Below are 13,486 nucleotides of genomic sequence, written 5' to 3' on the forward strand. Positions count from 1 at the left end.
TTATGCCCATAAAAATTTTAATGGTTTGTCTAGGCAATATTTGTCGGTCTCCATTGGCCGAAGGTATATTAGCCTCAAAGCTCCCCAAAAATAAGTTCAAAGTGGATTCAGCAGGAACTGGTTCTTGGCACGTTGGCCATACACCGGATGATCGCTCTATTGCTGTAGCAAAAAAAAACAAAATCAGTATTTCTGATCAAAAAGGAAGACAGTTCAGCACGACTGATTTTGATTCGTTTGACTATATCTATGTAATGGATAATTCTAATTATGACGATGTAATTCAGTTGGCAAAAAGTCAGGAACAAAAAGAAAAAGTGCAACTTATTCTGAATGAATTATTTCCAGATGAAAAAGTAGACGTCCCTGATCCCTATTTTGGTTTGCCCAATGGATTCGAAATTGTTTATAACATGCTGGATGAAGTTTGCGAAGTAATTGCTAAAAAATTAATAGCCAAGCACCAATAATTTTTCAATCCTTAATTTTAAAGAAATAATTTTAAGATACATTCTACTTTAAAAATGCAATTATAAAACAATGAAAACAAGTACTTTTTTAGGTAAACTCTATTTAATTCCAACTACTTTAGGCGATAGTGACCCGATGGATGTTTTACCCCAAACCATAAAAAGAAGCATTGATTTTATTGATTATTATATTGTTGAAAATGAAAAAACAGCGCGTAAATCTATTAAAGGGGTGCATCCTGAAAAAAAACAATCGGAGCTAAAACTTTTTGTATTAAATAAACACACCGAGACCAAAGAACACTTAGACTTTATTAAACCCTTATTAGAAGGTCACAACATCGGTTTAATGAGTGAGGCAGGCTGCCCTGGAGTAGCTGATCCTGGTGCAGTAATTGTAAAATTAGCCCACGAAAAAGGAATTCAAGTTATTCCTTTAGTAGGTCCTTCTTCAATCCTTTTGGCTATGATGGCTTCTGGAATGAACGGACAAAGCTTTACCTTTAATGGGTATTTACCTATTGAAAAAGCAGAAAAGAAAACAGCACTGAAAAATCTTGAAAAATTATCTCACGACAAAAACCAATCTCAAATTTTTATAGAAACACCTTATAGGAACAATAAAATGCTGGAGGATATTTTACAAGCTCTTAATCCTACAACTCATCTTTGTATTGCAACTGATATCACTTTACCTTCAGAATATATCAAAACTATGAAAGCCAATGATTGGAAAAAAGTAAAAGTAGATTTACACAATCGTCCAACTATCTTTATTATACATAAAATGCATTAATTCTATTTAGATTTATACCTACACTTCCTATTTCCCTCTAAATAATACCCCGACACTGACTTTTAAATTCTAAAAGTCAGTTTTTTATTTTTATAATTTACACCAAAATACAGGAATACAAACACTTGCAAAGCACTTTGTTCTAAAACACATCTCTACAGACCTCCCATAATAGCTATTGAAATGGATTTTCCTGCTAAAAAAGCCTTTAGAATGCCCTGTTAAATTAACACTATTTACAAAAAAATTAACCCACCTATTTCTTAAAAAGAGGTAATTTTACTTGTCCCAAAAATCATTTTCTAAATATAAATTTAAAATCTAAAACTACTACTGTTTTTAAGTCTAATGATTTAAATAACTCATAAAATAAAAGGGGGAGAAAAAAAACAAGCCTTGCTGAATTTATTTAATCATTACTAAAAGTGTATTAAATTATAAATTAAAGCAAAATGTCATGAAAGCATATCAATTCGTTTTACTTTTTCTAAGTATAACTACAGCATCCTTAGCACAGGAAAAGATAAGTGGATCTGGGCAAGGAAATATTAAAATGGAAGAACTGCCCGCAGTTGTTATTAAAAGCGCAGGAAAGGATTTCTCTGTATACTTGCCAGATAGAAATCCCGATCCAAATGTAAGAGCTATAGAAGACAAGTTCATAGCCTATGATTTAGGAAGAGACTTTGAAGGTTTCGAAAATTATTTAGTTATTATGGAAACCAAGAAAGGGTCGTTGACTGCCACTTATAATGAAAATGGAAAACTAACAAGTGTTGTTGAGAATTATAAAAATATAAAATTACCAAATAGTGTCATCTATTCTATTTATAAAGCATTCCCCGGTTGGCAAATTGTAAATGATAAATATTTGTATTCTCAAAAAGAAGGTGATATCATCAAAAAGGAATATAATATCCGAATAAAAAAAGACAAAGAAAATCGCAAATTAGTAGTCACTCCAAAAGGAGAAATTGTTAGTCAAAATTAAACTTTAATAATTTATTTATAAAGAGCCGCCATTATGGTGGCTTTTTTGCACATAGAAAAATAATAACCAATCGTAATCAACTATCATTTTTGTAACTTTTCCTTTTAAAAAACAATTCCAGTAAAAAACAGTACATTTATGAAGCAATCTATGTTCATTTATTATGAGTAAACTTCCAAATATCAGCACGAGTATTTTTACTATCATGTCAAAAATGGCAGCTGAGTATAATGCTATTAACCTGTCACAAGGTTTTCCAAATTTTCCTGTTGACGAAAGGCTTACAAATTTAGTCTCCATTCTTGCTACAAAAAATGTACACCAGTACCTTCCCATGTCAGGATATCCGCCTCTTTTATCAAAAATTGCAACACTCATTAATCATTCATACCACAGGAGCGTTCTACCTGAAACTGAGCTATTGATCACAGCTGGTGCCACACAAGGAATTTTTACGACTATTCTAGCTTTAGTGCAAACCAATGAGGAAGTACTTATTCTAGACCCTAGTTATGATTGTTATGAAGCACCTATTTTGTTATGCAACGCACATCCGATTCGAGTAGCATTAAACGATGATTACACCCCAAATTGGGGAATTATAGAACAAGCCTGCACACCCAAAACCCGCATGATTATCATTAATAATCCGCACAATCCTACAGGAAAAATCCTAAGTGAATCCGATTTTGAAGCATTGGAAGTTCTTTTAGATAAATATCCTAAAATTGTAGTGCTATCAGATGAAGTATATGAACACATCACTTTCGAGCAAAAATACATTTCAGCTCATACTCGGAGAAAAATATTACATCGCTGTATTATGGTATCTTCATTTGGAAAATCCTTCCATGTAACGGGATGGAAAATCGGCTATCTCGTAGCACCTGAACACCTTATGACAGAAATTAAAAAAGTACATCAATTTCTAGTTTTTAGTGTCAATAGTATTTGTCAGGTTGCCATCAGTGACTATCTAGACTTAGTATCCATTGATAAAATTGGAGAATTATATCAAGAAAAAAGAGACTACTTCCGAAAATTATTAAAGGATAGCCGCTTTACACTACTGCCTTGTGAAGGAACTTACTTTCAGGTAGTTTGTTATACAAACATATCAAAGGAGAATGATATTGATTTTTGCAAACGGTTAATCCAGGAACACGGTGTGGCCGCAATTCCTATCTCTACTTTTTATGCAGATGGCAAAGACCTCCATTTAATTCGCTTTTGTTTTGCCAAAGACAATGCAACACTTGAAGAAGCTGCTAAAAGACTGTGCGCCATATAAAAATATTGCTTTTAATTTTTTATTATGCACGCATACTATTTATTTTATTACATTTACATTAAAAAAATCAGACTATGAATTATACCGATAAAATGTTACGTGACGATGCACTTCAAGGCAAAGTGATAGTAGTAACTGGAGGAGGAAGTGGTTTAGGAAAAGCTATGACTAAATATTTCTTAGAATTGGGCGCGCAAGTTGCCATCACTTCCAGAGATTTAGAAAAGCTTAAAAATACAGCTTCAGAACTAGAAACGGAAACAGGCGGAACTTGTCTTCCGATTCAATGTGATGTACGTCATTACGAAGAAGTAGAAAACATGCTGCAAGAAGTTTTGAAAGCTTTTGGAAAAGTAGATGTTTTACTCAATAATGCTGCAGGAAATTTCATTTCTCCGACCGAAAGATTATCTGCTAATGCTTTTGATACTGTGATTGATATTGTTTTAAAAGGCACCAAAAACTGCACACTTGCTTTTGGAAAACACTGGATTGACACTAAACAAAAATCATCTACCATTTTGAATATTGTGACAACTTATGCCTGGACTGGCTCTGCCTATGTAGTGCCTAGCGCCACTGCAAAAGCTGGAGTTTTGGCCATGACCCGAAGCCTTGCTGTTGAATGGGCAAAATACGGAATTCGTTCAAATGCGATTGCACCCGGACCATTCCCTACTAAAGGGGCTTGGGACCGATTGTTGCCTGGAGATTTAGCAGAAAAATTTGACATGGCTAAAAAAGTACCGTTAAAACGGGTGGGTGACCATCAGGAATTAGCCAATTTAGCGGCTTATTTAGTTTCTGATTTCTCCGCTTATGTCAATGGTGAAGTTGTAGTGATTGATGGAGGTGAGTGGTTGAAAGGAGCAGGGCAATTTAATATTTTGGAAGCAATCCCAGAAGAACTTTGGGATCAATTAGAGATGATGATTAAGGCAAAAAAGAACAAATAAGTTTTTAATTAGTTCTACTTTTTGTTTTTACATAATCATTTTTAAAAATTAAACCATTCGGAAATTAAGAAAAATTAGGTGCTTTTTCCTAATTTCCGAATGGTTTAAAAACAACTTTTTATGTCTTATTACAGTCCAAGGCAACTAAAATTTCACTTTTTAGCAGACCACTTCCGCCACCGTAATGTTGAACTATTATAATATTAGGATTTTGTTTTTTGAAAAAATCACACAAATTAGTTTCACTTTCATCTTCAATTCCAGAGCCTAATAATACTATGGAGAAATTATTTTTTAGAAAAATTTCCTTAGCCTCCTCATCATTCAGTACCCCTACTCCAAACCAAGTATCAGTCGCATTTATTAATCGGACCACAGTTGCTGAAATTTCAAGATGTCTTCCTATGTATAAAATATTTATGGTTTCCATCGTCCTTCATTTACAGCAAAGCATGACTCAAAAAATGATTTTTAAGCCATGCTTTTATTATTTCTAAAATTTATTGTTTGATAAATTGTAATTCGATATTCAATCGAACTTCATCACTAACTAAGACACCTCCGGCTTCAAGAGCTGAATTCCAGTTTAATCCCCAATCTTTTCTGTTAATTTTCCCTTCTAATGCTAGTGCCATTTTAGTATTTCCCCAAGGATCTTTCAATAACCCACCATATTCTGTGGCTAATTTTACTGATTTTGTAACACCGTGTAGGGTTAAATCGCCAACCAATTCATATTCTCCCTCCTTAATTTTAGTAAAAGAAGTAGCGCTAAATTTTATTTCAGGAAATTGTGCTGCATCAAAAAAATCTGGACTCAATAAATGAGTATCTCTATCTGCATTCCCTGTTGTTATGGAATCAATCGCTCCGGTGAATTCAATCTTTGCATTTTCAAAATTAATATCTTCGGATTCAATTGTTGCATCGAATTTTGAAAACTTACCTGAAACATTTGTAAACATCATGTGTTTTACTTTAAAACCAATTTCTGAGTGTGTAGGGTCAATTACCCATTTTGTTGATGACATAGTAGTATTATTTAATATTAAGTATTAGTAGTGTTTTTTTTGGCAGGTTATAATTTCATTGGTACTTCCATCAAAAGAATTTCAGCATCAGCAGTATTTGCGCTGATTTTTATTTCAGCAGTATCCCAAATTCCTAATCCATCGCGTTCCTTTAAATCGATAGTTCCAATGGTAAAATCCCCTTTTAAAATAAAAGCATAAATTCCGTTTCCTGATTTTTTTAATTGATAGTCAGTCGAAAAACCGTTGTCAAATTTCCCAATATGAAACCAAGCGTCTTGATGAATCCAAACCCCTTCGTCTTCAGGATTTGGGGATAAAATTTGCTGTAGTCTATTGTGACGATCATCTAGATCCAAAGTAAGTTGATCATAACGGGGTGTCACATTTTTCTGATTTGGATAAATCCATATCTGCAAAAATTTAACCAACTGGTCTTTATTTTTATTGTATTCACTATGAAAAATTCCGGTACCAGCACTCATAACTTGAATATCGCCTTGTTTGATTACAGTCGTATTCCCCATACTGTCCTGATGTTCTAAATCTCCGTCCAACGGTATCGAAATAATTTCCATGTTATCATGCGGATGTTTTCCAAAACCCATTCCCTGATTTACTCGGTCATCATTCAAAACACGTAATACTCCAAAGTTCATACGCTCCGGATTTTGGTAATTTGCGAAACTAAAAGTATGATACGATTCTAGCCATCCGTGATTGGCATGACCTCTTGTATTGGCTTTATGTAAAACGGTATGAGTTAATGCTTCCTCTTCTATTTTGTTTGAATTTTCCATTGTCATTTTCTTAATTAATAGAATACAAAGTTGGTTCAAAAAAAACCCGCTTACATTGAACTAGGACAAGAAATTAAAAACAACGAAAATTTAGTGTTTGGCTATCTTGGTTCTTATTTTGCTAAGAAACTCAGCTGAAATTCCTAGATAAGATGCGATATAATGTTGGGTAACACGCTGAGAAAGCGCTGGATATTTTTCTAAAAATTCTAAATATTTTTCAGTAGCAGTTTTAGAAATAGTATTAAACAAACGATCTTGGGTAGCCGCTAGGCTTCGTTGCATCAGGATACGAAAAGCACGTTCAAACTTGGGTGCTTGAATAAATAAGGATTCTTTACTTTCAGGATTAAACATAAAAAACTCGCAATCCTCTAAGGTTTCAATATAAACTCTACTTGGTTTCTCTTCATAAATGCTAAAAGAAATATCACTGACCCAAGCATTCTCTATAGCAAATTGAAGAATAACCTCAAAGCCATTAGCGTCAATATAATATTTCCGGACACATCCCTTGACTACAAAGGCTTCAAAATTACAACTCTCCCCTTCGTGCAGTAAAATAGTTTTTTTCGGAACGGTTTTGTATTCCAGCAAAGAATGAAACAGGGCTAATTCTTCTGGGGTAAAAGTGACGTACCTGCTTATATTATTATTTATTTGGGAATACACCGTTTATTATTATTTTTAGAAAAATAAAGATAGAAAAAATGTCAATCACTACTGTCCAAAAAATATAATAAATTAGCAATATTTGTTAGAAAAAGAAAAACTGCTCACGAATAAATTCCTATTTTTGTTCCGATAAAAACATAACAAAAAATTTATGCTCATTATAGGAATTGCGGGTGGTACAGGAAGCGGAAAAACAACCGTTGTACATCAAATTATGAATGAATTACCAGAAACTGAAGTTGGAATCATCTCTCAGGATTCGTATTACAAAGAAAATCATGGACTTTCATTTGATGAGAGAGCGTTGATAAATTTTGATCATCCAAGAGCCATTGATTTTGAATTACTGGTCGCTCATCTTAAAGAATTAAAAGATGGGAACAACATTCATCAGCCTGTTTATTCCTTTGTAACACATAACAGAACAGACGATACGGTTTTTACACATCCAAGAAAAGTGATGATAGTAGAAGGGATCTTAATCTTGGCAAATCCAGAATTAAGAGAATTATTTGATGTGAAAATATACGTTCATGCCGATTCAGACGAACGATTAATTAGACGAATGAGGCGCGATATCGCTGATCGTGGCAGAGACATGCACGAAGTAATCAGCAGGTATCAAACCACCTTGAAGCCAATGCACGAACAGTTCATTGAACCTACTAAAGCATTTGCAGATATTATTATACCAAACGACAAATACAACACTGTAGCGATTGATGTGGTGCGTGCCGTAATAAATCAAAAAATTCTATAATTTAATTGTAATTTTAGCGTACAAATTATTTGAAGCTATTTCCCGCTTTCCGTTTCAATCTTTAAGTGGTGAATCTTCCTTCGTCATCACCACCACTTAAAGGATTTTCACTTTAATCGGGGCTAAAAAAAATAAAATGACAAATCCGTATAAAGATAAATCTTGGTTTAAATTATTGAGTAACAAATACGTTTGGGTTCTGTTGTTTTTTTGTACATGGATGATTTTTCTGGACAACTATTCCTATTTCGGCCATCGTGTCTTAGACAAACAGATCGAAAATTTAGAAGAGAATGCTACTTATTATAAACAGGAAATAAAAAAGGATCAAGAGAATATCAAGCAATTAAAAAATTCAGAGCAAATAGAAAAATACGCCCGCGAAAAATACTATATGAAAAAAGATAGTGAAGATATTTATATCATTGAATTTGAAGGCGACACAATTGAAAAATAAAATCACATCCCAACCCTTCTTAAAAGGAAAGGAGTGTACAATTTATAGTAATTATTGAAATGCAACACCCTGTTTCAGCTCACTTTCCTTTGGCGATGCTGGGATTAGGAAAACCACAAACAAAATGACAACAAATCTTTACGATGATTTCAATCCCATTTCTTCCAAACAATGGAAACAAAAAATCCAATTTGAACTCAGTGGAGCTGATTATAATGAAACCGTAGTTTGGAATTCACCCGAAGACATTCAGGTAAAACCTTTTTACCATAAAGATGAATTTACCAAAACTTTTCCGCTGCCTACGCAAGCAACTCAATTCAGAATTTGCCAAAATATATTTGTTTATGATGTTGACAAATCTATCGAAAGAGCCCTAGACACATTGAGTCGTGGTGCAGACAGCCTTCGGTTTTCAATAGAAAACGAAACAATTGACATTACCTACCTACTTGAGAAGTTACCTTTAGAAAAAGTAACGGTTTACTTTCATTTGAGTTTTATCTCAATCGATTTCGTCAAAAAAATTGATGCTTTCGCAAAGAAAAACAACATTACCATTTTCTGCAATCTGGATCCTATTGGTCAATTAGCCAAAGACGGGAATTGGTTCATAACCAAAGAAAAAAATAATTTTGAAACCTTAAACTTACTTTTAAAACAAACTCTAGCCGTTTCGCTGTTAAGTATCAATACTGCTTTATATCAAAATGCGGGTGCTACTATGGTACAGCAAATTGCCTATAGTTTAGGACATGCCAATGAATATTTCAATAGAGTTGAAGCTATAAATAAACCGATTGTTTTTGAAGTTGCAGTGGGAACAAATTACTTTTTTGAGATTGCAAAACTCCGTGCTTTGCGATTGCTTTTTAATTTAATAGCCAAAGAATACGACCACAACTTAGATTGTAACATTATAGTTTCACCCACAAAACGGAACAAAACATTGTATGATTACAATATAAACATGTTGCGCACCACTACTGAATGCATGAGTGCTATTATTGGCGGAGCAAATGCCATTGCCAATTTACCATACGATTCGCTCTATCATAAAGACAATGAATTTGGGGATCGAATTGCTCGAAATCAACTATTAATTCTCAAAAATGAAAGTTATTTTGACAAAGTCAATAATCCCGCTGACGGGAGTTATTATATAGAAAATATCACCAACCAACTAGCCGAGAAATCGTTGACTTTATTCAAAGATATCGAGGCAAATGGGGGCTTTCTTAAACAGCTTAATGATGGAATTATCAAAAGAAAAATTCAGGAAAGTGCTGATGCAGCACAAGAATTATTTGATTCTGGTAAAGACATTTTATTGGGAACCAACAAATACCCCAACAAACAGGATATGATGAAACACGATTTAGAACTGTTCCCTTTTGTAAAAGTCAAACCAAGAAAAACCTTGATTACACCAATAATCGAAAAACGTCTGGCAGAAAAAATAGAACAGGAACGGCTTGGTCTAGAATAATATTCAGAGATTTCGGCTAATTAAAATAAAAAACCATTAGAATTCGTGTAATTTGGTATTAAACAAATGAAAAGAAAAGATTTACAACATATAAAATTAGAAAGCACAACGTTCAAAATAGCGGATGATAGTTCTGTGACTACTCCATTTATAACAGCCGAAGGAATCGAACTAAAACCAACCTATTCCGCACAAGACATCCAGAATCTTACCCATCTTGATTTTGGAGCTGGTTTTGCACCTAATTTGCGTGGACCTTACGCAACAATGTATGTGCGCCGACCATGGACCGTGCGTCAATATGCAGGATTTTCGACTGCCGAAGAAAGCAATGCTTTTTACAGAAGAAATCTTGCTGCAGGTCAAAAAGGACTTTCCATAGCTTTTGATTTGCCTACACACCGCGGATATGACTCCGATCACGAACGTGTAGTGGGTGATGTAGGGAAAGCTGGAGTTGCAATTGACTCGGTAGAAGATATGAAAGTATTGTTTGACCAGATTCCGCTAGAGGAGATGTCCGTCTCCATGACGATGAATGGTGCTGTATTACCCATTATGGCTTTCTATATTGTCGCTGCAGAAGAACAAGGCGTAAAACCCGAACTGCTTTCTGGAACGATTCAAAATGATATTCTGAAAGAGTTCATGGTGCGTAATACCTATATTTATCCACCTACACCTTCGATGAAGATCATTGCTGATATTTTTGAATTTACCAGCAAAAAAATGCCCAAATTCAACTCGATTTCGATTTCTGGATATCACATGCAAGAAGCGGGAGCCACTGCTGATATTGAGTTGGCCTATACCCTAGCAGATGGACTGGAATACATCAGGACGGGATTAGCGACCGGAATGAAAATTGATGAATTCGCCCCCAGATTATCCTTTTTCTGGGCAATAGGTATGAACCATTTTATGGAAATTGCTAAAATGCGCGCCGGAAGAATGATTTGGGCAAAACTGGTCAAACAATTCGAACCAAAAGATGATAAATCATTAGCCTTGCGCACTCACTGCCAAACTTCAGGTTGGAGTTTAACAGAGCAAGATCCTTTCAATAATGTGGCACGAACTTGCATAGAAGCCGCTGCAGCTGCATTTGGCGGAACGCAATCTTTACATACTAATGCCTTGGATGAAGCTATTGCTTTACCCACAGATTTCTCTGCAAGAATTGCTAGAAATACACAACTGTATTTGCAAGAGGAAACTAAAATCACTAAAACAGTAGATCCTTGGGCTGGGAGTTATTATGTAGAAAGCTTAACCAATGAGATTGCCCAAAATGCGTGGAAACTTATCGAAGAAGTGGAAGAATTGGGCGGTATGACCAAAGCAATTGAATCCGGAATTCCAAAACTACGAATCGAAGAAGCCGCAGCCAGAAAACAAGCAAGAATAGACAGTGGCCAGGATATTATTGTAGGAGTCAATCAATACCGATTGGAAAAAGAAGACCCCTTGCAGATTCTCGATGTGGATAATCAAATGGTTCGCAAACAGCAATTGGAACAATTAGACCAAATTAAAGCAAGCAGAGATTCGGAAAAAGTACAAAATTCTCTAAAAAAACTAATCCTTTGTGCTCAAACCGGCGAGGGTAATTTACTTGAAATTGCTGTTGAAGCTGCCAGAAACAGAACTACATTAGGAGAAATCAGTGATGCACTGGAAACGGTTTTTGGAAGATACAAAGCACAAATTAAATCCTTTAGCGGTGTGTATAGTAAAGAAATAAAAGACGACAAAAGTTTTGAAAAAGCAAAACTATTAGCAGATGAATTTGCTAAAAAAGAAGGTCGCAGACCTCGAATTATGATTGCTAAAATGGGTCAGGACGGCCACGATCGTGGCGCTAAAGTTGTGGCAACTGGGTATGCGGATGTAGGTTTTGATGTTGACATTGGCCCACTGTTTCAGACCCCAGCTGAGGCTGCCAAACAAGCTATTGAAAATGACGTCCATATTCTTGGTGTTTCATCACTTGCTGCAGGACATAAAACGCTTGTCCCACAAGTAATTGAAGAACTAAAAAGATATGGACGCGAAGACATCATGGTGGTTGTGGGCGGGGTGATTCCAGCACAGGATTATCAGTTTTTATTTGATGCTGGCGCCGTAGCTGTATTTGGTCCGGGTACAAAAATAAGTCAGGCCGCTATTAAAATATTAGAAATTCTAATGGAAACTTTTGAATAAAACACGGTATAAATAACTTGACTTTATAATTTAAAAACATCAATCAAAAGGTTGGTGTTTTTTTATATAATTCAATTTAAAATATAATATTCCTATTAAAAAAAAGATCATTTAGCTCCTATTATTAACATAAAATAATGGATGCATTAACGGTAATAACTTCATAAAATTGCTAAATTTACATAAGCATATTTTTTATTTACTAAATTATAGGCCTTTTATAATACTGATTTTTAGGTTATTCTATTAATAAAATGATATGCTTTATTTATTTATTAATTTAAAACTAAATATTATGAAATCATTTATCATTTTACTTTTTTTAAGTTTTACAATAATGTCCTATTCCCAAGAAACTGAAAAAGGTAAAATTAAAATTGAAGAGTTACCCGGAGTGGTAATTAAAAGAGTTGGATCTGATTTTTCCGTTTATATACCCGATAATAATCCAGATCAAAGAGTTAAAATGGTTGAAGAAAAATTCATTGCTTATGATTTAGGAAAAGATGCGGAAGGTTTTGAAGAATACCTAGTAGTAATGGAAGTGAAAAACGGATCTTTAACAGCAACTTATAATGAAAACGGAAAATTAGTTCGTGTAGTTGAGAATTTTAAAAACGTAAAACTACCTAGTGAAGTTATCTATTCTATTTACAGAACTTATCCTGGATGGTCTATTGTAAATGATAGTTTTCTTTATACACAGGAAGATGGAGACATCATCAAAAAACAATACAACATTAAAATTAAAAAAGATAAAGAGACCATGAAACTAGTGGTACGCCCTGATGGACAAATTCTAAAAGAAAAATAATCTAATTTTAATAAAAATAGGCTGCCAAAATGTTTTGACAGCCTATTTTTTATATTATGTAAAATAAATTATTTATTATTAACTTTTGCATTGATATCCGCCACAATAAAAGAAGTATCATAGCCCCCAAACATTTTCATGTAGCTTCTTAAAGAACTGCCATAAGCATCTCTAAAATTACGTTGACCTTTATTTTTAAAGTATTTTTTTACGGATCCTGCACCTCCAAGATGCGCAGCAGCTAATATTCCAGACTCCGTTATCTGAATTCCATTTAAAATAGTACCCTCGTATTTTTCGATTTCTTTTTTTAGCTCCCATTTATTCTTCGCTAAAAGAGCCAAAAATGCTTTTTCTTGTAGTTCTGGACTGTTCAAGAAAGCGGAGCGATTGGATATTCCAACTGATTTTAATGTTTCAATACCAAACTGGTATTTTCCCATATAGCCCAGAGAATTGATTTTTTTATATTTACTTTCCGATTCTCTATAACCTATAGCCTCTTTAAAGCCTATAAAGAAATTTCCAGTAAAAGGGATATTCAAATTCGTGTATTCGCCTTGTTCTTCTGATGGATATAAGTAGTGTGTTCCATCTTCTTCATTGATAAGAAACCATGGGTTGGTTTCTAAATTAAAAGGTCTAAAACCTGAGCTCAAAAAAACTGTTATTACAGTCAAACTTGTATAAAAATACCATTTCTTTATCATAAATTGTTTTTCTTCAAACGCTGTCCCGTTGTGAAATTTCT

15 protein-coding genes are annotated in these 13,486 nt (G+C 34.1%); 10 read left to right on the plus strand and 5 right to left on the minus strand.

Annotated elements, in window-relative coordinates; all coding sequences use genetic code 11:
- The first annotated feature begins 2 nt into the window (after positions 1 to 2).
- The 5 genes from ACNQF9_RS12030 to ACNQF9_RS12050 all read left to right on the plus strand — a co-directional run bounded on the left by ACNQF9_RS12030 (position 3) and on the right by ACNQF9_RS12050 (position 4,504).
- A complete protein-coding gene (locus ACNQF9_RS12030; RefSeq protein ID WP_417960894.1) occupies positions 3 to 470 on the plus strand; it encodes a low molecular weight protein-tyrosine-phosphatase in 468 nt (155 codons plus the stop codon).
- Between the two features lie 70 nt (positions 471 to 540).
- The gene (locus ACNQF9_RS12035) at positions 541 to 1,266 is read left to right on the plus strand and encodes an SAM-dependent methyltransferase (protein WP_417960896.1); all 726 of its coding nucleotides are present in this window, start codon (positions 541 to 543) and stop codon (positions 1,264 to 1,266) included.
- 457 nt (positions 1,267 to 1,723) lie between these two features.
- Positions 1,724 to 2,257 (plus strand): hypothetical protein, encoded by a 534-nt coding sequence (locus ACNQF9_RS12040; RefSeq protein WP_417960898.1) that lies wholly within the window; start codon positions 1,724 to 1,726, stop codon positions 2,255 to 2,257.
- Between the two features lie 163 nt (positions 2,258 to 2,420).
- Complete coding sequence (locus tag ACNQF9_RS12045) at positions 2,421 to 3,548, plus strand: methionine aminotransferase (RefSeq protein WP_417960900.1); 1,128 nt, start codon at positions 2,421 to 2,423, stop codon at positions 3,546 to 3,548.
- Positions 3,549 to 3,622: 74 nt separating this feature from the next.
- Entirely contained in the window at positions 3,623 to 4,504 is an 882-nt protein-coding gene (locus ACNQF9_RS12050; RefSeq protein ID WP_417990297.1) for an SDR family oxidoreductase, read from the plus strand.
- A 118-nt stretch (positions 4,505 to 4,622) separates the two neighbouring features.
- On the opposite strand, the gene ACNQF9_RS12055 is transcribed toward ACNQF9_RS12050, so the two are convergent.
- The 4 genes from ACNQF9_RS12055 to ACNQF9_RS12070 form a co-directional block, all read right to left on the minus strand.
- Positions 4,623 to 4,934 (minus strand): response regulator, encoded by a 312-nt coding sequence (locus ACNQF9_RS12055; protein WP_417960904.1) that lies wholly within the window; start codon positions 4,932 to 4,934, stop codon positions 4,623 to 4,625.
- Positions 4,935 to 5,004: 70 nt separating this feature from the next.
- Positions 5,005 to 5,535, minus strand: a complete 531-nt coding sequence (locus ACNQF9_RS12060; protein ID WP_417960906.1) for a YceI family protein — start codon at positions 5,533 to 5,535, stop codon at positions 5,005 to 5,007.
- Between the two features lie 47 nt (positions 5,536 to 5,582).
- Positions 5,583 to 6,335 carry a pirin family protein gene (locus ACNQF9_RS12065; RefSeq protein WP_417960908.1) on the minus strand — a complete coding sequence of 251 codons (753 nt, stop codon included), beginning with the start codon at positions 6,333 to 6,335 and terminating at the stop codon, positions 5,583 to 5,585.
- Between the two features lie 90 nt (positions 6,336 to 6,425).
- Complete coding sequence (locus tag ACNQF9_RS12070) at positions 6,426 to 7,007, minus strand: Crp/Fnr family transcriptional regulator (protein WP_417960910.1); 582 nt, start codon at positions 7,005 to 7,007, stop codon at positions 6,426 to 6,428.
- 154 nt (positions 7,008 to 7,161) lie between these two features.
- Here ACNQF9_RS12070 and udk point away from each other — a divergent pair, with 154 nt between their 5' ends.
- From udk to ACNQF9_RS12095, 5 genes are all read left to right on the plus strand, one after another.
- A complete protein-coding gene (udk, locus tag ACNQF9_RS12075) occupies positions 7,162 to 7,770 on the plus strand; it encodes a uridine kinase (protein ID WP_417960912.1) in 609 nt (202 codons plus the stop codon).
- Positions 7,771 to 7,906: 136 nt separating this feature from the next.
- A complete protein-coding gene (locus tag ACNQF9_RS12080) occupies positions 7,907 to 8,227 on the plus strand; it encodes an FtsB family cell division protein (protein WP_417960915.1) in 321 nt (106 codons plus the stop codon).
- 124 nt (positions 8,228 to 8,351) lie between these two features.
- Positions 8,352 to 9,716 (plus strand): methylmalonyl-CoA mutase subunit beta, encoded by a 1,365-nt coding sequence (locus ACNQF9_RS12085; RefSeq protein ID WP_417990298.1) that lies wholly within the window; start codon positions 8,352 to 8,354, stop codon positions 9,714 to 9,716.
- A gap of 66 nt (positions 9,717 to 9,782) precedes the next feature.
- Entirely contained in the window at positions 9,783 to 11,921 is a 2,139-nt protein-coding gene (gene scpA / locus ACNQF9_RS12090; RefSeq protein ID WP_417990299.1) for a methylmalonyl-CoA mutase, read from the plus strand.
- Positions 11,922 to 12,216: 295 nt separating this feature from the next.
- Complete coding sequence (locus ACNQF9_RS12095; protein WP_417960921.1) at positions 12,217 to 12,735, plus strand: hypothetical protein; 519 nt, start codon at positions 12,217 to 12,219, stop codon at positions 12,733 to 12,735.
- Positions 12,736 to 12,803: 68 nt separating this feature from the next.
- On the opposite strand, the gene ACNQF9_RS12100 is transcribed toward ACNQF9_RS12095, so the two are convergent.
- Positions 12,804 to 13,445 carry a peptidoglycan-binding protein LysM gene (locus ACNQF9_RS12100; RefSeq protein WP_417960923.1) on the minus strand — a complete coding sequence of 214 codons (642 nt, stop codon included), beginning with the start codon at positions 13,443 to 13,445 and terminating at the stop codon, positions 12,804 to 12,806.
- Between the last annotated feature and the right edge of the window lie 41 nt (positions 13,446 to 13,486).

Source organism: Flavobacterium amylolyticum (assembly GCF_048284335.1).
Classification (GTDB): domain Bacteria; phylum Bacteroidota; class Bacteroidia; order Flavobacteriales; family Flavobacteriaceae; genus Flavobacterium.

What these genes read in the sequence shown, in the direction of transcription:
- ACNQF9_RS12030 (WP_417960894.1), top strand. Translation starts at nt 3, where the DNA reads ATGCCCATAAAAATTTTAATGGTTTGTCTAGGCAATATTTGTCGGTCT.
- ACNQF9_RS12035 (WP_417960896.1), top strand. Translation starts at nt 541, where the DNA reads ATGAAAACAAGTACTTTTTTAGGTAAACTCTATTTAATTCCAACTACT.
- ACNQF9_RS12040 (WP_417960898.1), top strand. Translation starts at nt 1,724, where the DNA reads ATGAAAGCATATCAATTCGTTTTACTTTTTCTAAGTATAACTACAGCA.
- ACNQF9_RS12045 (WP_417960900.1), top strand. Translation starts at nt 2,421, where the DNA reads ATGAGTAAACTTCCAAATATCAGCACGAGTATTTTTACTATCATGTCA.
- ACNQF9_RS12050 (WP_417990297.1), top strand. Translation starts at nt 3,623, where the DNA reads ATGAATTATACCGATAAAATGTTACGTGACGATGCACTTCAAGGCAAA.
- ACNQF9_RS12055 (WP_417960904.1), bottom strand. Translation starts at nt 4,934, where the DNA reads ATGGAAACCATAAATATTTTATACATAGGAAGACATCTTGAAATTTCA.
- ACNQF9_RS12060 (WP_417960906.1), bottom strand. Translation starts at nt 5,535, where the DNA reads ATGTCATCAACAAAATGGGTAATTGACCCTACACACTCAGAAATTGGT.
- ACNQF9_RS12065 (WP_417960908.1), bottom strand. Translation starts at nt 6,335, where the DNA reads ATGGAAAATTCAAACAAAATAGAAGAGGAAGCATTAACTCATACCGTT.
- udk (WP_417960912.1), top strand. Translation starts at nt 7,162, where the DNA reads ATGCTCATTATAGGAATTGCGGGTGGTACAGGAAGCGGAAAAACAACC.
- ACNQF9_RS12080 (WP_417960915.1), top strand. Translation starts at nt 7,907, where the DNA reads ATGACAAATCCGTATAAAGATAAATCTTGGTTTAAATTATTGAGTAAC.
- ACNQF9_RS12085 (WP_417990298.1), top strand. Translation starts at nt 8,352, where the DNA reads ATGACAACAAATCTTTACGATGATTTCAATCCCATTTCTTCCAAACAA.
- scpA (WP_417990299.1), top strand. Translation starts at nt 9,783, where the DNA reads ATGAAAAGAAAAGATTTACAACATATAAAATTAGAAAGCACAACGTTC.
- ACNQF9_RS12095 (WP_417960921.1), top strand. Translation starts at nt 12,217, where the DNA reads ATGAAATCATTTATCATTTTACTTTTTTTAAGTTTTACAATAATGTCC.
- ACNQF9_RS12100 (WP_417960923.1), bottom strand. Translation starts at nt 13,445, where the DNA reads ATGATAAAGAAATGGTATTTTTATACAAGTTTGACTGTAATAACAGTT.